Origin of the sequence: Legionella rubrilucens, assembly GCF_001468125.1 — a bacterium.
Lineage (GTDB): Bacteria > Pseudomonadota > Gammaproteobacteria > Legionellales > Legionellaceae > Legionella_C > Legionella_C rubrilucens.
Genome location: NZ_LNYT01000007.1, coordinates 583,292 through 604,887, shown reverse-complemented (window position 1 = coordinate 604,887; position 21,596 = coordinate 583,292). Strand labels below are relative to the sequence as shown.

Genomic DNA, 21,596 nt, shown 5'->3' with positions numbered 1-21,596 from the left:
TAACAAAGCCTCGTTAATCACGAAGGCAGGAACCCACTGGCTTCCTACCGCAGGATGAGAGAAAGCGGCTCCCCGCCTGATAACTGAAAAATTTCATAGCGGTAGGCCTGCTGATTGGCGACGGTGTAAAAGAGGGCTTTCAGTTGATAATTCCTGTCCATTGTCAACGCTTTCTGCAGGCATTGATCGACTGGCAGGTAATGGATTGTATTATTTTCTGTCAGAGATGACAAAATGACGACATCGGGTTTTAACGAGAGAATCGTTTTGCAAAACCACTGATCGCGTTCCGCTGCCGGCTGCAACGCCATGGTTTTATTGTTCAGGCAGAAGGAGTCAATAAACCGTAATCGACTGTAATAAGGGATAAACCCGCTGTCTCCTAAAACCACCCGGCTGTTTTCAGTCGTATGCCGGGTGAGCCATTGGATGACTTTGATTCTTAATTTCTCACCGGCAACCGGATTTTCAGTAAAATACCGTAATTGCGGCAGGGTCATGGCGGGAATAAAAAAGAAAGCCGTTAAAAACGAAACCATTACCATGGCCACACGAAAGACTGAAGGGTCTTCCCCCTGCAAAAAACGGCTTAAAAGGGCTTTTATTCCCTGCAGGGATAAAGGCAAAAGCAGTGCGAACGCGGGTAAGAAAAGGCGCGTATCAAAAGCCACGATGGGATCCGCTCTGACCAGCAACAGCATGTAAACAGCACTGGGCAACAGGAAATACCATGGCAATACTTTACCGCGTTCCCTGATGACCGCAAAGAGCGCCAGAAGCAGAAAGGGCCAGGCTAATGACAGGAATTCGTTGCAAAGAACAAACCATTCGGACGTGTGGGCTTTGCAATAGACGGGATTGGGAAATAACAGCCCATAATAGTGCCATCGCCAGATGAAATAAGGTGAAAAAAGTAGGAGGTACGTGGAGGCACTGGCAACCAGGGCCGTTAAAGCCAAGCGCTGTCGTTTCATCACATCCCAACAGGCAAGAAAATAAAAAAGGGTTATCACCGCCGGCGCTTCAGGACGGGTCATGGATGCCAGAGTAAACAGCAAACCCGCGAGCACGGCCATGGGCCATTGGGCTGCCTTGCGCGGTTCAGACAGGCACTGATACCCGATCGCTCGTAATAGACAGTAAAGCCCCAAAGCCAGCAAGGCCTGGTAGGTCGTGGTTTCCAAACCGCTCACTGACCAGATGATTTGCCCGCGATACCAAAGCAGCCAGTAACAGGGAATCAACGACAATCCGCGATCAAACCAGAATCGCGACAGGCGATAAACGGCGAACACGGTTAACAGCAAACTCAGCACTCCCGTGAGTTTTAACGCGAAGACCGGATCCCCTCCCCACTTCAATACGTAGGCGGCCAGGATAAGAAAACTGAAATTGGAATAACCTTCAACCGGCGGCTCGCCGATATTCCACAGCAACTGCCCCTCCATGGCCAAATGCCTGGCATAACGCAGAGTAATGTACATGTCATCAATGGTAAAAGGCCAGATGGCCTTTATCTGCAGGATAAACAGGTAGATAAAAACAAGCAGTAAAAAAACAACCCACGCTGTTTTTTTAACCTTCATTGATTCAACACGGCCAGAGGACTTAATGCAACCAGGGTCAGCAAGATAAAACAGAGCAGGTTAAAACGTGACAGATTGTCGCTGAAAAACAGGGACACCGGATCATCGCTGTCGCTGTCTTGCATGGTGAACCAGGCAAATCGCCACAAGCCAATGGCAGCAAAAGGCAGGGTCAGAAGAAAATAAAAGGCCTCGTCATGAACAAAAAGGGTATACAGCAAATAGGCAATAAAGCAGCTCATGGCCACGCCGGCAATGAGATAATCCAATGTTCTGGTGGAGTATTTTTTAAGCACAGGGCGGGTTTCGTATTTTAAACCCAACTGCTTTTCCAGACGCCGTTTACCCAGAGCAATCAACAGACTCACGAGCGTAGCGGTAATCGTCAGCCACCAGGAAATGGGCAGCCCAATGCCGATGGTGCCTGCCAGTACGCGCAGCATAAAACCGCTGGCAATGGAGAGCACATCCAGAATCGGTATGTTTTTAAGCACATGGTTATAGGCGAGATTAATCAGCAGGTAAACCGCTAAAATCAGAGCCAGCGTCATGGAAACAGACCAGGCTATCAATAGCCCAACCAGGAGCAGCATCACCAGAGTACCAAAAGCAATGTCCAAGGAAATCTCACCGCTTGCCAAAGGCCTTAAGCGCTTGTGGGGATGCAGCCGGTCCTCTTCCATATCCTGGAAGTCATTGTAAATGTACACCGCGCTGGCGATGAGGCAGAAGGACAGTGCGGCAAGAACCGCATCGACAAGGTAATCCATTGTGCCAGAATAGATAACCCCGAGGAAAACAAAAGCTGACTTACTCCAATGGGAAAAGCGAAGCAGATAAAAAAATTGCTTGAGGGACGTCATAACTCACACCAGTACCAACTTGTTTTCTTCACTATATCATTTGTTTTTCAAGAGGTTAATGGCATAGTGAGCAAAAAAACAGAATATGCACACTTTGATTAAAATAAATCAACTACAACCCTATTCCTGCAACAATCTAGTAAAAATTAATCAATTAACATTGCATTTAACCACTGATTTCGTAATATAAAATGTTAGGAGATAAAATAACAAGGATATGAGGTGGCAAAATGACCTACTGTTTGGATGACGAATTCCTGAAAATTTTGCTTAACATTCGCGAGACCTACAAAAAAATAAAAAAAATCGACTTTGATAAAACCCCTCAGCCTTATGCCATCTCCTGCTTTTTTGGCGCCACCGATGTCAGTGCACGCGATAATCAGACCCGATTGATTTTAAAAATGCTCGATGCCCTCAAAGAGGATTTGTTAAAGCCCGCCGAACTTGAAAAAGAAAAATTTCTGCTGGTCAAACCCGAAGCCATCGAAAGGCATGTGAATGCGTTGCGTATTCTGGTTGCGCTTGTTTTTTACATCAAATCGCAGGTTGACCAAAACTACTTGGTACGCTCCTCGTCATCGGCGACGTTAATTGAGCTTCTGGACAATGCCTTGAAATTAAGCCAAATCAGCATTGATGAAGAAACCCGGGCCACCGTCCTGCATTCTGCTCAAAAATTCCTCAAAGACGATAAAAAACTGGATGAAATCAACGGTCGAATCAAGTCAAAAATCAGTGACAGCGAATGGCGGGATTTTTCCCGGTTTGTTAACCGTCAATGTGAAAAAATGAATGCCAAACCGAAGACCTCGCTGCCGGTGACGTCCGTATTGGTCCCCGCCTTAGCCTGGCCTATGGAAATGACCGGTTACACAACTGGCTATATTTTGGGCAATGTGATAGCCAAATCCACGGAATCCCAACCCATACGCGCCTTCGTTACCACGAGCTTAAGCGCGATGTTGTATTTTGTGACCGGATCCTCGGGCACACTGGGCATCATGTTGGTCGCACCAACCTACGCCGGCAAGCTGGTTGAAACGTTTTCAGGTGTCTCCTGCGCCTGGATGCTTGGCAACACCATGAAATATGCCGGCAAAGGCATGGGCTATGTCATTGGTGTGCCTATCGATTTGGGCTGTAAAGCTGCTTATCAAGGCGCCATTTCGCTTTCGTCCATTCTCCAGGGCAAAAAGGCTCATCACCTCACCGGCTTTAATTTAGTCACCGGCCAACGTGTGATCGAAGGCACGGAAGTGAATTTGATTAAAGCTGATGATGACACCCTTAAAAAAGTATTTACCGAAAGTTGCGAGAAACAAGGCGACAAAATCCCGACACCGCCCATTCAACTGACTTCAGAAGGCTTGGTCATCACCTGTTCTGATGGGGAAGAAATTAAAGTGGCCATCCCGACAGCCGAAGAGACAAAAAAAGTGTCTCAAACCGAACTTCCTTACATGCCAGAACTCAAATCACTGCTTGAGAGCCTGATCCAACAAAACGGTGTGCCTCTTATCAAAGCCACAACCGGTAAGGAAGACATTTTGCAAGCGCCCTTAAGCATTGGCGAAAAGGAATTAACCACCGTGACCGACGAGGTGAACGCAGAAACACATGCGCAAAACATGACCGTTTGATCACCCGTCAGGCCGGATCATTGACCGGCCTGATGCACCATCTTTATCCCAGGCTGCGGGTTAACTCCCGCACCACGCTGGTGGCATAGCTCCCGGGCGGCAATTCAAACTGTAATTGAAGACAATGAGGCTCAAGCCAGCTCCAGTTTAATTCCTTGACAGCCAGAACAAAGGGACGGTAGGCACGCTGTAAACCCTGCGCCTCCAGCCCCTGACACCACTGAGCATAAGGCTCAAGGGCCTGTTGCTGGATCGCCAGAGCTGCAAGGCTTGCTCTCTCCCTGCCCTCGCCCCACAGTGGACCAGCCGGAGAAATATCCCATTCATCGATACGCTGCTGAATACCCTCCTCGATGTCTTCCACTGTAAAAATGCTGTGCGTGCCGGCCAGTTGCATGACATCGCCCGCCAAGGCCTGGTTCCAGTTGCCTTGACTCACCCGCGCGGATAACACGTGGTTGAACAGAAAAGACCGCGCCGCGGAATAGTACATGCCGCGCAGAAAGGGATTTTTGACCCGGTAATTGCCGGTTAAAAGCTGCCATGCTTTTTCGAGGTTCTGGCTACCGAAACGCTGATCGCCAAAGTAGTTGGGCACGCCCCGCTGCTTAATTGCCTGCAGACGAGCGTCAACATCCTTCGGATTATCAATAGCCCTAAGAATGAGTTGAAAGCCATTGGCAGCCAGTACCCCGGTTTTTAACTTTTTAAGGTGCCGTCGACTGGCAAGAACCCGCCAACCTTCACCTGCCAATGAATCCGGGTAAGCCACATCATTGTGTAAACTGTGCACACAAACCCATTGACGGGTAACGGCCATCTTGTCTTTCAAGCCCGCATAAGAAATGGCTTTGGCAGGCTTGTTGAGGCAAACAGCCAGGGCTTTGACCAGTTCTTCCGTGGTCAGCCCGCGCTTCTCAATGTAAAGGTAGAGGTGCTCCCCTTCGCCGCTCAGTTCAAAACCCAGTTTTTCATTGACCTTAAAATCATCCGGATTGCTTTTAATCACCGCGGTGGATTCGGGCTTTCCACCGGCATAAGCCCAGTTGGTTACATCAAACATGCATGAAATTCCTGATTTTTCGCCCAGTATAACGGGATTACCACCACAGGAATACTGCCCGGGTGTTGCCCAGAATAATTTTTATCAATAACAAAGAATACAAGTAATATTTCCTTAAGCTACAGGGACTAAAATAACATCAACTAACGAGGTATTATCATGAAAATTTTTATTACTGGGACCGCCCGTTCAGGTAAATCCACCCTCAGGCTTTTATTGGCCGGTGACCGAACATCCGAAGTGCCGACTACCTTGTCTTATGGCGCTGAGCAGAGTCAATTTGAAATTGACGATGAAAAAATTACCCTTGAAGAAGCGGTTATGCCCGCCGATCTGTTTGGGTACTGGACTATAGACTCTGAGGCATTGTTGTATTGTGTTGATTTAAGCCGGGCAAACCCACGCGTTGACGTGGTAGACCACGCGATTGAAGACATTATGGCGTTTCAAAAAGTCAATCCGCATGCTCCCATTATTTTAGTCGGAACCCATGCCGATAAGGCCAGCAATCCGGCAGAAAAATTACTGGAAATCAATAAATTATACGGCAATCGATTCGACAGGGCCGTTGCCGTTTCCATGGCACCCAAAAAAATCCTCAAGGAAGATTTTGTCGACAACCTTCGCCAGGATGTTCTTGGGCCGCTGCTTGTCAAAAAATCGCCCCAGGAGACAATGGAGACGGTCGTCGTGGTCAGGCAGGTCCATAAATACCCGAAGCCGCCCAAACCCTTTCCCCACAGTTACGAACGATTATGGCAAACAGGGGCAGGCCCGAGTGATAAGCTTGAAAGCGAAGTCAGTGACTTTCGTGCAGCCCTTGAAATTCTAAGAGACTACAGCAAGAGCAACAACCCCGACACCTGTTCTTTTTTTGGGTCAACGGTCAAACTGGCTTTCACAAGGCATTTGCTTCGTCATCACACCGATGTCGTCGATGAACTGTATAAACAATATTACAACAAAGACCATGCCACGGCGGGCGACTTGATCAATGAATTAAAGGAAAAATTGATTAGCCAGGGGGATAAGCTCAACCGGACAGGCAGCCTCGCGCAACGCATTCGGTTTATTGAGAGAAAAGCCAATCTGGAGCCTACGGATTTTTTTGCGTTGAATCAGAAGATTGCGGAAAGAAAAATCACCGTCAGCGCCCCCAAGTAAGCGCCTTCAGCATCTAGGGAGTGCTGGGGCGCAGCCCGCGCTTTTTCGCTACCCTGGATTAATCAAACAAGGCTTCGCGCTTCCCGATTGTTTCATAAAGACGTTGCAGCTGCTTTTCTGTCACACGGTGGATGGATAGCGGCGGCAAGTGATCGACCGTAAAAAAATCCACCTGCGCAATTTCCTTGTCTGGCCTAACCTCACCGGATTCAATGTCACAATGAAAAAAGCATTTGTAAGCATGCGGCCATTGCGGTGGATGATCGTGTTTGAGCTTGTCCCAAAGCGCCATTAAGCGAATCACCTTGACGTGATACCCGGTTTCTTCCCGTGTTTCACGGATAACGGATTCCGAAGGCGATTCATTGACATCCACCCACCCGCCCGGCAGAGTCCATAAACCGTCGGACTTTTCCTGAGCCAGCAGAATTTTATGGTTTTTGACAACAAAAGCCCGCACATCCAGCTTGGGCGTGGCATAGCCTGTTTCAAAACTGAATAAATGGGCAATATCAGGCGCCTTCTCACTGGTGGGTGCGGCAAGCTGAGCTGCAAGCTCACGCAGGCGCAGGTAGCGTTCCTGATCAAATTCATTTTGGCAATAAGCGAGGCCATTCTGGGCTATCGCCTGGATTTCATTAATGGTTTTAAACCATTCCTTCTCATTGGACATGATGTTCCTTCAACATTAAATGAAAGCCTGACGGTGAGAATAATCAGACGGGATTGTCGCTGTCAATGAATTGATGCTGCACTTGAAATGTGTCAGCCAAGTGCTCGCCTAAGGCCTGTATGCCGTAACGCTCCGTGGCATGATGGCCGCAGGCAAAGTAATGAATACCCAATTCCCTGGCCTGATAATAAGTTCTTTCCGAGACTTCACCGCTGAAATAGGCATCAACACCCAATCGATAAGCATCCTCAATGTAGTCCTGCGCGCCGCCGCTGCACCAGGCTACACGCTGGATGGCTTTGTCGCCGCCGGCAATAATGAGGGGGGGGCGCCCCAATGCCTGACCAAGCTGCTTTGCCAATTCGTTCACCGACAGTGGTTTGTTCAGCGTGCCTGACCACAGCAGTTGGTCGATGCCGCCGGCTTTGTGTGCGGCCACCGCTTGAATAGAAAGCCGTTTCGCCAACTGCGCGTTATTGCCTAATTCAGGATGGCAGTCCAAGGGGAGATGATAGGCCAGCAAATTGATCTGATGGCGCAGCAATTCGGTAATCCGACGTCCCTTCATGCCGGTAATGGTCGGCTGCTCGCCGCGCCAGAAATAGCCATGATGAACCAGCAAGGCATCGGCTTTAACAGCCGCTGCCTTCTGAATAACGTCTTCGCTGGCGGTTACCGCGGTACAAATACGCCGAATCGACGCCTGGCCTTCGACCTGTAACCCATTGGGTGCGTAGTCATTAAATTCGCTGACCGCAAGCAAGGCGTGAAGGTAATCCACTAACTCCTGACGCGTGATCACCGGGATGACGCTCGCCGGATATCCGCACCCAATGTAGATAATTTTTCTTCAATGCGCTCATAGCCGCGATCCACATGGTAAATGCGCTCGACAAAGGTTTCGCCTTCGGCGGCAAGGCCGGCCAGAATCAAACTGGCTGAGGCCCGCAGATCCGTGGCCATCACCGGCGCACCGGTCAACCTTTCAACGCCGTTGATCATGGCGGTATTGCCGTTTAAGCGGATTTGCGCACCCATGCGCTGCAGTTCCTGCACATGCATGAAGCGATTTTCAAAAATGGTTTCGATTACCGACGACGCGCCGTCCGCAATGGCATTGAGCGCCATGAACTGGGCCTGCATGTCGGTAGGAAATGCCGGGTACGGTGCCGTTGCGATATTGACTGCCTGGGGACGGAGGCCGTGCATGTTTAAGGTGACCCAGTCTTCACCCAGGGTCAGTTCAGCCCCGGCCTCTTCAAATTTGCACAGCATGGATAACAGGTTATCCGGTTTAACGCGTCGGACCGTGACCTTGCCGCGGGTAATGGCGCCTGCGGTTAAATAGGTACCGGCTTCAATGCGATCGGGCATGACCGTGTAGTTGCCGCCGCGCAGAGCGTCCACGCCTTCCACTTCAATGGTGGGTGTACCCGCGCCGCTGATTTGCGCGCCCATTTGAATCAGGAAATTAGCCAAATCAACCACTTCCGGTTCACGGGCCGCATTTTTAATGATGGTTTTCCCCTCGGCCAGCACGGCAGCCATGAGCACATTTTCTGTCCCGGTCACCGTCACTGTATCAAACACCAGGGGTTTGCCCTGCAGGCGGCCGCGGCGGCAGCGTGCCTTAATGTAACCGTTCTTAACGGTAATCTCTGCCCCCATGGCTTTGAGCGCTTTCAAATGCAAATCAACCGGACGAGTACCAATCGCACATCCGCCGGGCAGAGAAACATCCGCACGGCCGAAACGCGCCAGCAAGGGGCCTAAGACGAGAATGGAAGCGCGCATGGTTTTAACCAGTTCATAGGGTGCAACAAATTCATTCACCTGACTGGCAGAAATCTGCACATTCATTTTTTCATCAACGATGAGGTGGGCACCCAATTGGCCCAATAATTCCATCATTGTGGTGACGTCTTTTAAGTGGGGCACGTTGGCGATGGTCACGTTGTCCGTTGCCAGCAAGGTGGCCGCCATGATAGGAAGCGCTGAATTTTTTGCTCCGGAAATAACCACTTCCCCGTTTAATGCCTTGCCGCCATTAATCACTAATTTATCCATGCTGCTTCCCCCATTCTTCTTGAGTCCAGGTCTTCATCGTCAAGGCATGAAGACGACCGCTGGTAATATATTCTTTTAGCTGCGCATACACCCATTGCTGCCGGGCGACCCTGGTTTTGCCAATGAACGCATCCGACACAATAGTCAAGTGATAATGATACCCATCACCCTCCACTTTAACGAAATGAACGCCCTCGATTACTGACAGTTTTTTTTCTATTTCTTCATTATTAATCATACAACAGTTCCACTTTATTCGGAGGCGAGGCACTCTCGCCTTCTGTTCTTTTGCCTGACTTGTCAGGAGACTACGATTTTTTCCAAACCGCAAAATTCAGCCAGCGCATGGACTAAAGGCGGAATATTAGTGATCTGGCAGCGTTTATGCAATTGCCTGCACAGACGCTGAGCTTCAATCAACAACGCAAGCCCCGCGCTGTCGCAATGGCTGACTTCGCTTAAATCCATGATCACATCCGATTCACGGGTCTGTTTAAGAAAATCAACGAGGCGCCGGCGGCAGGCTTCCGCGGTGTCGAAAGTCATAGGGCTGTCTGGTTTGAACGTTGGCATGATTAAGCTGCTTTTTTACTGCGTTCGCGCATTTGCTTAATGAGCTCCTGCATGTTGGAATTCTGCAGCGCCTGAGCAAACTGGGAACGGAAACTCTGCAGCAGACTGACCCCCTCCACGCTCAAATCATAAATCTTCCACTGGCCATTCTTCGCCACAAGGCTGTAACTTAATGGAATATTTTTGCCATTGGATCGGACAATGAGGCTGTTTACCCGTAAAAACCGCCCTTCAAGCGAACCCCGGACAGGCAGAAATTTCACGGTTTCATCGGTGTATTCGGCCAAAGGGCTGGCATAGGTACGGATAACCAGTTGCGTAAACGCCTGGGAAAATTGCTGCCGTTCGCTCGGAGTCGCCTTCATCCAGGCCTGACGTCCCAGCACCGAGCGCGACATGCCGCTGACATCAACATTCGGCAGCAGTGATTGTTCCACAGCGCGGTAGATCACCTGCGGGTTGTTTTTCAAGGTGGCCTTGTTCTTTTCCAGGGTGGACAGAATCTGATTCGCTGAGGTCTCCAGCATGGGAACGGGGTTGGAAGCCGCCCATAACAGCGAGGTCAGTGAACAGGCCATGAAAAAAAGAAGGGTTTTTATTTTTTGCATTCTCGATCCTATTTCTTAATATTGAATAAGAGTTGTCCAATTAAATTTTCCAGGATGATGGCTTCCTGGGTTTTGGCAATCACATCCCCTTCTCGCAGGTAGGGATGTTTGCCCTCGCCTTCATCCTCAAAACCGGGAACAATGCTGATGTAGTTTGACCCCAGCAGTCCTTCCGTCAGGATGCGTGCCGACACATCCTCGTAGGGAATGGGTTTGTCGCTGCGAAGCAGCATGGTTACCTTGGCGTTGAGTTCCCCAGGTTGAAGTTCAATGCGCGTCACTTCGCCAATTTTAACCCCGGCAATAGTCACCGGCGCCCGCACTTTCAAACCGCCGATGTCGGTAAAATCGGCCGTTACCTGGTAGCCTTTTGTGGATGAAAAGCTTGAAATACCGCTTACTTTCATCGCCATGACAAAGAAAGCCAGTAAACCCAACAGCATGAAGAGTCCAACACTGATATCAATGTACCGTTGCTTGCTCATGATTCACCAACCTCCAATCATCATTGCTGTCAATAAAAAATCAAGCCCCAGCACCGCCAATGATGAATACACAACTGTGCGGGTCGTTGCCTGACTGATACCTTCGGCAGTAGGAATACAACTGAATCCCTGAAACACAGCTATCCACACTACAACAAAAGCGAAAACTATACTTTTAACCATTCCGCTGAGCACGTCGAGACGGAAATTAACCGAAGCCTGCATGTTGGACCAAAAGCTTCCTGCATCCACACCCAACCACTCCACGCCGATAAAATACCCGCCATAAACCGCCACGGCTGAAAAAATCAGGGCAAGCAGGGGCAGAGAAATCAACCCGGCTAAAAAACGGGGGTAAATGACACGGCCTAACGGATCCACCCCCATCATGTCCATACTGGCCAATTGCTCAGTGGCCTTCATGAGGCCAATTTCTGCCGTCAAGGCAGAGCCGGCACGGCCGGCAAACAGCAAAGCACTGATCACCGGGCCCAGTTCACGTGCAATGCTTAAGGCCAGTAACTGCCCCAGTTGGCTGGCGGCGCCGAATTTCTGCAGCGTATTATACCCCTGCAAACCGACCACCATGCCGATAAACAGTGCGGATACTACAATAATTAAAAAAGAAAGAAAGCCTACGGAATACAGTTGTACACGCAAAGCCGGCCACAACCGCGGCAAATCAGGCTTGCGGGCAAAAATCCCCAGTAAGAAAAGACCGGAATTGCCTACAGTCTGCAATGTATTCAAACCACGCCCGCCGAAGCGTGCAATTCTGTCAAGCATCTAACAACTCCTCAGTATAGGGTTTTGCAGGGTAATGGAACGGCACCACGCCGTCAGCCTCTCCATGCATAAACTGCTTAATCTGCGGCTCTGTCGATTGTTTTAAGGCAAGCGGCGTGCCATGACCGATCAGCCGGCCGCCGGCAATGAGGTAAGCATAGTCTGCGATTGAGCAGGTTTCTTCCACGTCATGGGAGACAATGATGGTTGTCGTGCTCAGCAACTGGTTCAGGCGCTTGATTAAACGCACCAGAACCCCCATGGAAATGGGATCCTGACCGGTGAATGGTTCGTCATACATCATCAATTGCGGATCAAGGGCAATGGTCCTCGCCAGCGCCACCCGCCTGACCATCCCGCCGGACAGCTCGGCCGGCATTAATTCAGCCGCCCCGCGTAAGCCTACCGCCTCCAGTTTCATCAGTACCACATCACGCAGCATGGTTTCATTGAGATTGGTGTGCTCGCGCAGGGGAAATGCCACGTTTTCAAAGACATTTAAATGGGTAAACAGGGCACTGCTCTGAAATAACAGACCCATTTTTTGCCGTGCTGCAAGAAGGGCCTTGCGTGATAACTGATGAAGATTCTGGCCGTCAACACGAATTTCGCCGCTGTCTGGAGCAAGCTGCGCCCCGATTAAACGCAGGAGGGTCGTCTTGCCGCTGCCGCTCGGCCCCATAATGGCCGTGATTTTCCCGCGCTCGACAGTCATATCAACCTTATTAAAAATGCACTTGTCGCCGCGCATAAAAGTCAATTGGCTGATTTGCACCAGATTATCTAGCATGATGGTTCCGATTTGGGTGAATGGGTAATTATATACTGGAAGGATACAATTTTGCGAATTTTAAACCAGCCTTTTGCCGCAGGCATTCTTTTCTCAATAGAATGAAAGAATTACCCGCCCCCCTCATCTCCCCCGGAACTGTCTGGCAGTATTCTGGTTATTCTTGTCGCGCATGCAAAGAAAAATCGTTTCTGTTACAATAGCCGCCAGCTTAACAAACATTCATCCTCTAATGAATTTTTGCCAATTAGGTCTTGCCGTTATCGAAACCGAAGCGAGAGCCGTTTTTGACTTGACGCAACGCATCGACGAACGCTTTGAAAAAGCCTGCGAAATCCTGCTTGCCTGCAAAGGCCGCGTGGTGGTTACCGGTATGGGAAAATCCGGTCATATTGCCAATAAAATAGCCGCCACCCTGGCCAGCACCGGCACGCCTGCCTTTTTTATGCATCCCGGCGAAGCCTGTCATGGCGATTTGGGTATGATTACCCGGCAGGATGTGGTCTTAGCCATTTCCAATTCAGGCAATACCAGCGAAATCGTGGTTCTCCTTCCCCTCTTGAAACGTTTGGAGATCCCTTTAGTTGCCTTAACCGGCAACAACCAGTCGACACTGGCTAAAACCGCCGATGTGAATCTGGACATCAGCATTGAACAGGAAGCCTGCCCGCTTGGCCTTGCGCCGACGACCAGTACCACCGTGTCGCTGGTCATGGGTGATGCCTTAGCCATTGCCCTCCTGCAGGCCAAAGGCTTCAGCGCCGAAGATTTTGCTCTTTCACATCCCGGCGGTGCATTGGGCCGGCGCCTGCTGCTTAAAATCGATGAACTCTGCCACCGCGGCGAAGAATTGCCGCTGGTCAGCGAACGAGCCACCATCAGCGAAGCGCTGATTGAAGTCACGGCAAAAAAACTGGGCATGACCTGCGTGGTGGATAGCCATGGCCGTTTAACCGGCGTTTATACCGACGGGGACATTCGCCGCACCCTCACCAGGCATTTTGACATCAATACCACGCCGCTGACCGAGGTCATGAGCCGGCAATGCAAAACCATCAAGGCCGGTACACTGGCAGCAGAAGCCCTGGCCATTATGCAAAAATACACCATCACCTCCCTGGTGGTTATTGATGAAGAACAAAAACCCGTTGCCGTCATCCATCTTCATGACCTGCTGCGCGCAGGTGTTTTTTAAGGCGAAAAACATGAACAACCTGATTGAAAAAGCAAAAAAAATTCGATGCCTCATCTGCGATGTCGATGGGGTTTTAACCGACGGTCTGCTGTACATTGATAACCATGGCAATGAATTAAAGGCCTTTCATGTCCAGGACGGCATGGGACTCAAACTGCTGATGGCCGCCGGCATTGAAGTCGCCGTCATTACCACGGCCCGCAATGCCGTGATTGATCATCGCATGCAGCAATTAGGCATCACGCACTATTTTAAAGGCCAGGTCGACAAGCGCAGCGCCTTTGAGCAACTGCGGGAACGTCTGGGCTTTGCTCTGGATGAAATCGCCTACATCGGCGATGATCTGCCCGATTTACCGATTATTCAACGCGTCGGTATGGGCATTGCCGTGGCCAATGCGGTCAGGCAGGTCAAGGAATTTGCCGCCTGGGTAACCGATCAGCATGGCGGCCGCGGCGCGGTACGCGAAGTCTGCGATTTGTTACTCAGCGCCCAGCAGAAACAGGATGCTGCTTTAGCGGGGTATTTTGCCTCATGAACGCGGCCAAGCAGGCAGTGTGGCTCTTTTGCGCCCTGGTAACCCTGGCCTTCTCAGGCTACTATTTTGCCAGTTCCTCCGACTCGGCCATTCGCCTGGATAAACGAACCCTGTCCATTACCGCAGATACTATCATCACAGGCCTCGCCGTCAGGCAGTTTGATGAGAAGGGTAAACTGGCCAATTACATCGAGACGCCGGAATTACGGCACATTCCCAGGCAGGATACTCACCTGCTTAAGTTACCCCGTATTGTCATTGCGCAGGATGATCAACCCGACTGGGAAATCCGCGCCAATTCGGCCCGGGCAATTCACCGTGGTGAAGAAATTACCTTCTTAAAGCAGGTGATAGTCCATCAGGGAGGCGATGCGCATACCGAAGAAAGCACCCTTAAAACGGACGAATTAACCTATTTTCCTCAACAAAAACTTGCAACCTCCGCCCTCGATGTCATTTTTGAACGTCCGGGAAGCATTGTCCACTCGCAGGGCATGAAAGCTTACCTTGAGCAAAAGCATGTTCAGCTACTGAGCGGAGCGCGCGCTACTTATGAGCCTCGTGATGCGTAAATTGATTTCATTTCTTGCCTTTGGCGTGTTGCTGCTGTCCTGGCAAACGCTGTCAGCCATGCCGGATGATCGCGAAAAAGTCATGGAACTGTCCGCAGATGCCGCCGATTTAAGTCAGCAGACCCACCGCGGCGTCTACGAGGGCCATGTTGAACTGGATCAGGGAACCACCCATCTGCGCGCCGCCCGTGCTGTCACCGAAGGCAATCAGCAAAACAAGCTGGTCGTTGCTATTGCCGAGGGCGACAAAGACAATCAGGCCCATTATTGGACACAAACAGCCCTGGACAAACCCCTGCTGCATGCTTATGCCAACACCATCCGCTATTATCCAGACAAGCATCTCATTGAACTGATAGGCAATGCCCGGGTGGAACAGGGTAACAATTCCTTCTCGGCACCAAAAATCAGTTATGATACCCTGAAACAACATGTGGTATCGCAAAGCGACGGTCAATTGCGTACCTTAATTGTCATTCATCCTGAGAAAAAGGATGTCAAAAAATTTGAGAAGACGACATGACTTCCCTTCGGGCTGAGCATTTAAAAAAATCATTCAAAACCCGCACCGTGGTTAATGGCGTGAGCCTGTCGATTAATCGCGGCGAATGCGTCGGCCTCTTAGGCCCCAATGGCGCGGGTAAAACCACCTGTTTCTACATGATCGTCGGATTGCAGTCCTGTGATGAAGGCCGTATTATTCTTGATAATCAGGATGTCACCCGGGCTCCCATGCACCAGCGTGCCCGCATGGGCATTGGTTACCTCCCCCAGGAAGCCTCCGTGTTTCGCAAAATGACGGTGAATGACAACATTTATTCCATCCTGCAATTACGCAATGATCTGGATGAGCCGGCACGTCAGAAAAAACTCAACCAGCTTTTAGAAGAATTCCACATCACCCATTTACGCAAAAACCTGGGGATGAGTCTGTCGGGCGGTGAGCGCCGCCGTGTGGAAATCGCCCGCGCTTTAGCGATCGAGCCCACGTTCATACTGCTTGATGAACCCTTTGCGGGCGTTGATCCCATTTCCGTACTGGATATTAAAAAAATCATTTCGCACCTTTGCGATAAAAACATCGGCGTCTTGATTACCGATCACAATGTGCGTGAAACCTTAGACATCTGCGGCCGGGCCTATATCGTCAGCCAGGGGCAATTGCTTTGTGAAGGAACGCCAGATGCCATTCTCGCCAATCAACAAGTTCGCGCAGTTTATCTGGGCGATGAATTTACCTTGTGATCATGCTGTTAATTATTGATAACTACGATTCGTTTACCTATAACCTGGTTCATTATTTTCAAACCCTTGGCGCTGATGTCCATGTCGCAGCCCATGACAGGATTGACTTAAGCGAAATAGAGCAGCTCGCGCCCAGCCACTTAGTCATTTCACCCGGACCCAAAAGCCCACAGGAGGCAGGTATTTCCGTGGCGGCCATCCAGCATTTTTATCAGCAGATACCCATTTTAGGCATTTGCCTGGGGCATCAATGCTTAGCCTATGCGTTCGGCGGTCAAATTCACCGGGCTCCCGAGATTATCCATGGCAAGACGTCTCCCATTGTGCATCATAAACAGGGACTGTTTAAGGGATTACCCAATCCCTTTCAGGCCACCCGTTACCATTCCCTTGCCGTCGATTGCGCGACCCTGCCCACGTGCTTTGCCATTGATGCCTGGGCCGATAACACCATTATGGCCATCTCCCATCGTCAATACCCGTTATTTGGTCTACAATTTCACCCGGAAGCGATTTTAAGCGAACACGGGTTAACTTTATTGAGTCATTTTCTTAATCATGAATACCAATAAACTCTTTGAGCATCTCATTGAAGGCCAGCACTTAACCGCTGAAGCGATGCAGGCCATCATGAAAGCCTGCATGCAGGGCGAGCTTCAGGACGGGCAAATTGCCGCCTTCCTGGCCTTGATGCGCATGAAAGGCGAAACCGTTGAGGAATTAACTGCCGCAGCCCAGGTAATGATGGATTTTGCGCATTGCATCGATTTAGGTGAAGGGCTGATTGACATCGTCGGTACGGGCGGAGACGGCAAGAACACGTTTAATGTCTCAACCCTAAGCAGCATTGTGGCCGCGGCCTCCGGCGCTAAAGTAGCCAAACATGGCAACCGGTCCGTCTCCAGTTCAAGCGGCAGTTCCGATCTCCTGATGCAGGCCGGTTTCAAACTGGACTTAACGGACGAGGAATTAAAAACCTGCATGCAAACGCAAGGGGTTTGTTTCCTTTTCGCGCCTCATTTTCACAAAGCCCTGCAGCATGTTCGCAATGCAAGGCAGCAATTGGGTATCCGAAGCTTCTTTAATCTCTTAGGCCCGCTGGTCAATCCCGCCCGGGTTAAACGACAGGTCGTGGGCGTGTACGCCGAACGCCTGCTTCGACCCATCGCCGAGGTACTGGCCAATTTGGGCAGTGAGCGCGCCCTGGTGATCCATGCCCGGGACGGACTGGATGAATTGAGCATTAACGCCGTGGCTGACGTGATCGAGTACAGCAAAGGGGAATTTAAACAATGGACGCTGGATCCCGCCGATTATGGTTTATACCACCCCTCGCTGCAGGGTATTTTAGTCAACTCACCAGCAGAAAGCCTGCAGTTGATTGAACAGGTCCTCGCCGGCGAAAAGGGTCCGGCACGCGATATCATCCTTTTAAACACCGCCGCAGCCCTCTATTGCAATGATCTTGCCGCGGACATCCATGAAGGCATTGCCTTAGCGGCAAAAGCCATTGATTCAGGCATTGCCAAAGCGCATTTTTATCAACTCAGGGATTTAACCCAGCAATCCGGTCTTAACTCATGAACAGCATTTTAGACAAAATAGCCGAACAAAAGCGCCACGATGTGGCGCTGGCCAAACAACAACAGCCCTTATCCAGTCTGCAAATGACCGAACTGCCGCCCATGCGTGATTTTGTGCAGGCGCTTCAGGTAAAAAACCCGGCTATCATTGCCGAAATTAAAAAAGCGTCCCCCAGCAAAGGTTTAATCCGTGCTGATTTTGATGTGGCCGCCATTGCCCGGATTTATGAAGCTCATGGCGCAGCCTGTCTGTCGGTGCTAACGGACAAGCCCTTCTTTCAGGGTGATGCGGTCAATCTGCACATCGCACGGACTCATTCTTCCCTGCCCGTGTTGCGAAAGGATTTCATCATCGACAGTTACCAGGTTTTTGAAAGCAGAGTCATGGGTGCAGATTGCATTTTATTGATAGTGGCCCTGCTTGATGACAGTCAATTGCGGGATTATTGTCAAATCGCACAGGAATTAGGCATGGCCGTGCTGGTGGAGAGCCATACCCGCGAGGAGCTGGAGCGCGCCCTGCCGCTGCCCACACCCCTCATGGGCATCAACAACCGCAGCCTGCACACCTTCAAAACCGACATCCACACCAGTGTTGATTTAAAACACCTCCTGCCTCTGGACAAATGCCTGATTACCGAAAGCGGCATTAACACCCGTGCAGACATTGAACTCATGCAGCGCCATGGCATTAACACCTTTTTAATTGGCGAGAGCCTGATGCGCAGGCCAGACATTGGCGCCAAGCTGGATGAATTAATGGGGAAGAACGGTTAATTGCGACGCCAGGTATTTTTCAAAAAAATCCTGTGCCGGGATAGGTCTGCTGTAATAGTACCCCTGATGAATGAAACAGCCCATCTGACAAAGCAAGTCGCCCTGCGGTTTTTCTTCAATCCCCTCAGCAATCAGTTTTAAACCGAGGCTTTGCGCCAGGGTGATGATAGCCCGTACAATACTGTAATTTTTCTGATTGGTCAGTAAATCGGCAATGAAAATTTGATCAATTTTCATGACATCAATGGGCATCTTTTTAAGATAACTCATGGACGAGTAGCCAGTACCAAAATCATCGAGCGCCAATTTAAATCCCGCCGTCTTCAACTCATTCATGATGGCAATGGATTGATGGAAATTATCGATTAACGTACTTTCAGTGATTTCCAATTCAATTTGAGCGGGAGCCAACCCCGACTCCCTCACGCAGCACACGAGTAACTCGCACAGGTTATCCTGAGTAAATTGTCTGGCGGCCAGATTAACGCCGATAGGAGGCACCACAATCCCCTGTTTCTGCCATTGTTTGATCTGCTGGCAGGCTGCCCGCATGACCCACTCACCAATGACGTTGATGCTATTCGTCTCCTCCGCCAGCGCGATAAACACCCGAGGAGTCAACAAGCCGCGCTTGGGATGAAGCCAGCGCAGCAGCACTTCGGCACTGACCAGTTTACCGCTCGCGGCATCGACCTGGGGTTGAAAATAGAGGACGAACTGATTTTCCTTGAGGGCCAGATTTAAATCCTGAAGGATTTGATTGCGTTCAATCACCTGCTTTTCAAGCTCATCGCTGAAGAAAACATAACGGTGTTTGCCGCCTTTCTTCGCCTGATACATGGACATGTCGGCGCATTTTAACAAATCATCCCCGGTATTCTGCGTGGAGCGGATAACAATACCAATGCTTGCAGACCCAATAAACTCCTCCTCCCCTATTCTGAACGGTTTGTCCAGAGCTTCTAGCAGGTCTTCAGCCAGTTCAGTCGCTGTCCTTCTCGCCTGCTGAGGGGTCGGTAAATCCCCCACCAGTACCGTGAATTCATCGCCGCCCAAACGGCTCAACAGCCCTCTGTCCCGAATGCAGTTGGCCATGGTTTTTGCCACATGACTTAAAAACAGATCGCCCACACCATGCCCCAGCGAGTCATTGATGTCTTTAAAATTATCCAGATCAATAAACATCAACAGACAATAAACGCCTTCTTCCTCACTGCGCTTCAGCACCTCGCTTAATTGCTGGCGCAGCACCAGACGATTGGGTAATTGCGTCAAATCATCATAATGAGCCTGATGATATAATTTTTCCTGCCATTCATTCTGGGTAAAAGCCACCGACAGGCGGTGAAAAATATCGTGCAGAGGCTGCGTATCACAGTCATCGCGCCTTTTTTTATCACCAAAACCGAGGCAGACGATCGAGGCCGGCTGATCATTATGAATGATGGGAAAAAGAATGAAATGCGCTTGTTTCACTTTAAACCAGGAAAGGAAGGAAGGCGCATCGTCCTCAGGCAGGGTTAAGGTCAGTTCCGGTGAGTGGCTGTAACGCGCCAGTTCATCCGAGGTAGTGGGTACAGGTTCCTGCGGAGCGGGTACTGCGGTCTTGCTGTCGAAAAAAATCCGCACTGATTTCCTGGTTTTACCTTTCACTAAACCAATTAACAACCAGTCATACTGTACCAGCTCATTTAAACGGCTGTGCAGAATATCAACCACACGGCGCACACTCGCTTTGTCCACGATCGCCTGATCCAGCATTGACATAATCGACATGGCTTTAAACTGCTGGTTTAACTGGCTGGACATGGAATTAAAGGCATCACCCAACTCTTCAAATTCATCATTGCTCTTCATCACCGGCGTGGGGGCAAAATCCTGTTTGGACAGGCGGCGGGTAGCATCCGTTAATTGCTCAAGCGGGGTCAGGTAGCGTCTGATTTGCGACTGGCTTAAAAACATGGTTAAAAGCAAGGCTAAAACGGTGGTCGGTAGAAAAATTTCAAAAAATTTCGCCTGAGCGATGAAACTTAATTTGGGCTGGGCAAGCACAATAGCCCAGGTTTTACCCTGCAGTCGGTAATCAAGAAAAAGGCTCCAATAAGCCACGTAATAGGGTTGATTATTGAGCTCTTTCGATAAGGTACGCGTGTGCGTTTGTTTGACGACGCGGTAGTTAACCGGCAGCGGCTCTTTGGTGTTACTGAAAACCACCTGCCCCTCGCCATCGACAATCCACAATAAGTTGTCGTCGTTGCTTAACGAGAGGTTCCATAGCTTACGCTCATCCGCCTGGCCTAATAAAACGTAAGCGGGATTAGGCCGACAGACAAAATAGAGACCCTTCGCAGGCCCTGTTGCTGAAAAATAGAACAATTTGCAATCACCGGGATTTAAGTTCATCGCAGGGAAAGGAATGGGTGACGGCTTTTCCGTGAGACGGATGACCTTACCCTCAGAGGTTTTAATGGATAAGGTGGTGAAACCAGGTACCGCTTTGACCAGTTTATCCTTTGCGGTGACAATCTCGTTTTCGCTGAGATTGGCAAGGCTTTTCCCCAACGAGTCGACTTGATCGCCAAGCTCAAAGAGTGTACCGGCCAACTCCATGCCAAGGCTTTTGACCTCTTTTCGTGCAGCAATTTCTTCGTTGGCTTTAACCTGCTGGTTGAACTGAGCAATCTGGAAAATGGCCAGAATGACGATGGGAATTAAAGCGGAAAGAACGAACAATAAAAATATCCGCCTCGCGACCCTGCTGTGAAAGAAATGCCTTTCCGTCTGCATAGACTAATCCTTGCTTAATAATCAGCAGCAGGACCAATGTAAGCTCCGTTGTTCGCTCGCACAACATCATCCTGACTGGCCTTGGCCGTCAAGGGGGATACCGAAGCGCCATCCTCACCGCTGCTATATAAATCATAGTCCGAATTAATAGGAACAAGATTTTTATCTTTTCTGGCCATCCCTTTTGCTGCAGGACCGCCGTTTAAAATGTTCAAATAACGATAAGGGTTGCCCCAGGGGTCTCTCAGGGCGATGCCCAGGGTGGCAAGATCAGGGGGGTATTGGTTGTTTTCACCGTAGTATTTTTCGATAGCCATTTCAACCGTCTTGATATCGGCTGTGGCGGTGGTCATATTGACCCGTGTCACATAACGAAAATAACTTGGAATAAATATAACGGCCAGAACGCCGACAATGCCGGCAGCCAGCATCAGCTCAAAAATCGTATAGCCTTTTTCTTTTTTTAATTTCGGCCGGTAACATGATCTACCTGGTAGTAAACCCAGTTTTGTTTTTAGCATTCCATACCTTATTTTAATGCTATTACTTTAAACTGTATTTTGATTATTATCTCCTCAACAAGTTAAATAATAGCACA

The 21,596-nt window shown here is 49.9% G+C and carries 24 protein-coding genes; 10 read left to right on the top strand and 14 right to left on the bottom strand.

The window, feature by feature from the left end; all coding sequences use genetic code 11:
• Positions 1-44: 44 nt before the first annotated feature.
• Positions 45-1,586 carry a glycosyltransferase family 39 protein gene (locus tag Lrub_RS06295; protein WP_058531318.1) on the bottom strand — a complete coding sequence of 514 codons (1,542 nt, stop codon included), beginning with the start codon at positions 1,584-1,586 and terminating at the stop codon, positions 45-47.
• The gene (locus Lrub_RS06290) at positions 1,583-2,449 is read right to left on the bottom strand and encodes a decaprenyl-phosphate phosphoribosyltransferase (RefSeq protein WP_058531317.1); all 867 of its coding nucleotides are present in this window, start codon (positions 2,447-2,449) and stop codon (positions 1,583-1,585) included. Before Lrub_RS06290 ends, Lrub_RS06295 begins: the two co-directional genes overlap by 4 nt.
• A gap of 230 nt (positions 2,450-2,679) precedes the next feature.
• Between Lrub_RS06290 and Lrub_RS06285 the strand changes: the two genes are divergently transcribed.
• The gene (locus Lrub_RS06285; protein ID WP_058531316.1) at positions 2,680-4,092 is read left to right on the top strand and encodes a hypothetical protein; all 1,413 of its coding nucleotides are present in this window, start codon (positions 2,680-2,682) and stop codon (positions 4,090-4,092) included.
• Positions 4,093-4,135: 43 nt separating this feature from the next.
• Here the strand turns inward: Lrub_RS06285 and truD are convergent, their stop codons facing one another.
• On the bottom strand, positions 4,136-5,155 hold the full coding sequence (gene truD, locus Lrub_RS06280) for a tRNA pseudouridine(13) synthase TruD (protein ID WP_058531315.1): 1,020 nt from the start codon (positions 5,153-5,155) through the stop codon (positions 4,136-4,138).
• A 159-nt stretch (positions 5,156-5,314) separates the two neighbouring features.
• Between truD and Lrub_RS06275 the strand changes: the two genes are divergently transcribed.
• Positions 5,315-6,319, top strand: a complete 1,005-nt coding sequence (locus tag Lrub_RS06275) for a DUF5617 domain-containing protein (RefSeq protein ID WP_058531314.1) — start codon at positions 5,315-5,317, stop codon at positions 6,317-6,319.
• 58 nt (positions 6,320-6,377) lie between these two features.
• On the opposite strand, the gene Lrub_RS06270 is transcribed toward Lrub_RS06275, so the two are convergent.
• The 9 genes from Lrub_RS06270 to Lrub_RS06230 form a co-directional block, all read right to left on the bottom strand.
• Positions 6,378-6,992, bottom strand: coding sequence for an NUDIX hydrolase (locus Lrub_RS06270; RefSeq protein ID WP_058531313.1), 615 nt, complete (start codon positions 6,990-6,992; stop codon positions 6,378-6,380).
• Between the two features lie 43 nt (positions 6,993-7,035).
• A complete protein-coding gene (locus Lrub_RS06265; protein ID WP_058531312.1) occupies positions 7,036-7,794 on the bottom strand; it encodes a Nif3-like dinuclear metal center hexameric protein in 759 nt (252 codons plus the stop codon).
• Positions 7,791-9,059, bottom strand: coding sequence for a UDP-N-acetylglucosamine 1-carboxyvinyltransferase (gene murA / locus Lrub_RS06260; protein WP_058531311.1), 1,269 nt, complete (start codon positions 9,057-9,059; stop codon positions 7,791-7,793). Before murA ends, Lrub_RS06265 begins: the two co-directional genes overlap by 4 nt.
• Positions 9,052-9,297, bottom strand: a complete 246-nt coding sequence (locus tag Lrub_RS06255; protein ID WP_058531310.1) for a BolA family protein — start codon at positions 9,295-9,297, stop codon at positions 9,052-9,054. Before Lrub_RS06255 ends, murA begins: the two co-directional genes overlap by 8 nt.
• A 62-nt stretch (positions 9,298-9,359) precedes the next feature.
• Complete coding sequence (locus Lrub_RS06250) at positions 9,360-9,632, bottom strand: STAS domain-containing protein (RefSeq protein ID WP_058531309.1); 273 nt, start codon at positions 9,630-9,632, stop codon at positions 9,360-9,362.
• 2 nt (positions 9,633-9,634) lie between these two features.
• Positions 9,635-10,240 carry an MlaC/ttg2D family ABC transporter substrate-binding protein gene (locus Lrub_RS06245; protein ID WP_058531308.1) on the bottom strand — a complete coding sequence of 202 codons (606 nt, stop codon included), beginning with the start codon at positions 10,238-10,240 and terminating at the stop codon, positions 9,635-9,637.
• 8 nt (positions 10,241-10,248) lie between these two features.
• The gene (gene mlaD / locus Lrub_RS06240) at positions 10,249-10,725 is read right to left on the bottom strand and encodes an outer membrane lipid asymmetry maintenance protein MlaD (protein WP_058531307.1); all 477 of its coding nucleotides are present in this window, start codon (positions 10,723-10,725) and stop codon (positions 10,249-10,251) included.
• Between the two features lie 3 nt (positions 10,726-10,728).
• Positions 10,729-11,511, bottom strand: a complete 783-nt coding sequence (mlaE, locus tag Lrub_RS06235) for a lipid asymmetry maintenance ABC transporter permease subunit MlaE (protein WP_058531306.1) — start codon at positions 11,509-11,511, stop codon at positions 10,729-10,731.
• Complete coding sequence (locus Lrub_RS06230) at positions 11,504-12,301, bottom strand: ATP-binding cassette domain-containing protein (RefSeq protein ID WP_058531305.1); 798 nt, start codon at positions 12,299-12,301, stop codon at positions 11,504-11,506. Before Lrub_RS06230 ends, mlaE begins: the two co-directional genes overlap by 8 nt.
• A gap of 232 nt (positions 12,302-12,533) precedes the next feature.
• Between Lrub_RS06230 and Lrub_RS06225 the strand changes: the two genes are divergently transcribed.
• Genes Lrub_RS06225 through trpC form a run of 8 tightly spaced genes read left to right on the top strand, consistent with a single transcriptional unit; the run spans position 12,534 to position 18,211 of the window.
• Positions 12,534-13,496 (top strand): KpsF/GutQ family sugar-phosphate isomerase, encoded by a 963-nt coding sequence (locus tag Lrub_RS06225; RefSeq protein ID WP_058531304.1) that lies wholly within the window; start codon positions 12,534-12,536, stop codon positions 13,494-13,496.
• Positions 13,497-13,506: 10 nt separating this feature from the next.
• Positions 13,507-14,034, top strand: coding sequence for a 3-deoxy-manno-octulosonate-8-phosphatase KdsC (gene kdsC / locus Lrub_RS06220; protein WP_058531566.1), 528 nt, complete (start codon positions 13,507-13,509; stop codon positions 14,032-14,034).
• Complete coding sequence (gene lptC / locus Lrub_RS06215; protein WP_058531303.1) at positions 14,031-14,606, top strand: LPS export ABC transporter periplasmic protein LptC; 576 nt, start codon at positions 14,031-14,033, stop codon at positions 14,604-14,606. Before kdsC ends, lptC begins: the two co-directional genes overlap by 4 nt.
• The gene (lptA, locus tag Lrub_RS06210) at positions 14,599-15,129 is read left to right on the top strand and encodes a lipopolysaccharide transport periplasmic protein LptA (RefSeq protein WP_058531302.1); all 531 of its coding nucleotides are present in this window, start codon (positions 14,599-14,601) and stop codon (positions 15,127-15,129) included. Before lptC ends, lptA begins: the two co-directional genes overlap by 8 nt.
• Complete coding sequence (lptB, locus tag Lrub_RS06205) at positions 15,126-15,851, top strand: LPS export ABC transporter ATP-binding protein (protein WP_058531301.1); 726 nt, start codon at positions 15,126-15,128, stop codon at positions 15,849-15,851. Before lptA ends, lptB begins: the two co-directional genes overlap by 4 nt.
• Positions 15,852-15,853: 2 nt before the next feature.
• Positions 15,854-16,423 (top strand): anthranilate synthase component II, encoded by a 570-nt coding sequence (locus tag Lrub_RS06200; protein ID WP_058531300.1) that lies wholly within the window; start codon positions 15,854-15,856, stop codon positions 16,421-16,423.
• Positions 16,410-17,435 (top strand): anthranilate phosphoribosyltransferase, encoded by a 1,026-nt coding sequence (trpD, locus tag Lrub_RS06195; protein ID WP_058531299.1) that lies wholly within the window; start codon positions 16,410-16,412, stop codon positions 17,433-17,435. The genes Lrub_RS06200 and trpD overlap by 14 nt, the downstream gene beginning before the upstream one ends.
• Complete coding sequence (gene trpC, locus Lrub_RS06190) at positions 17,432-18,211, top strand: indole-3-glycerol phosphate synthase TrpC (RefSeq protein ID WP_058531298.1); 780 nt, start codon at positions 17,432-17,434, stop codon at positions 18,209-18,211. Before trpD ends, trpC begins: the two co-directional genes overlap by 4 nt.
• On the opposite strand, the gene Lrub_RS06185 is transcribed toward trpC, so the two are convergent.
• Together Lrub_RS06185 and Lrub_RS06180 are read right to left on the bottom strand one after the other, a co-directional pair.
• The gene (locus tag Lrub_RS06185) at positions 18,191-20,998 is read right to left on the bottom strand and encodes a bifunctional diguanylate cyclase/phosphodiesterase (protein WP_058531297.1); all 2,808 of its coding nucleotides are present in this window, start codon (positions 20,996-20,998) and stop codon (positions 18,191-18,193) included. The two genes, trpC and Lrub_RS06185, sit on opposite strands and share 21 nt — an antisense overlap.
• Positions 20,999-21,012: 14 nt before the next feature.
• Positions 21,013-21,519 carry a hypothetical protein gene (locus Lrub_RS06180; RefSeq protein WP_065235720.1) on the bottom strand — a complete coding sequence of 169 codons (507 nt, stop codon included), beginning with the start codon at positions 21,517-21,519 and terminating at the stop codon, positions 21,013-21,015.
• Positions 21,520-21,596 lie beyond the last annotated feature (77 nt).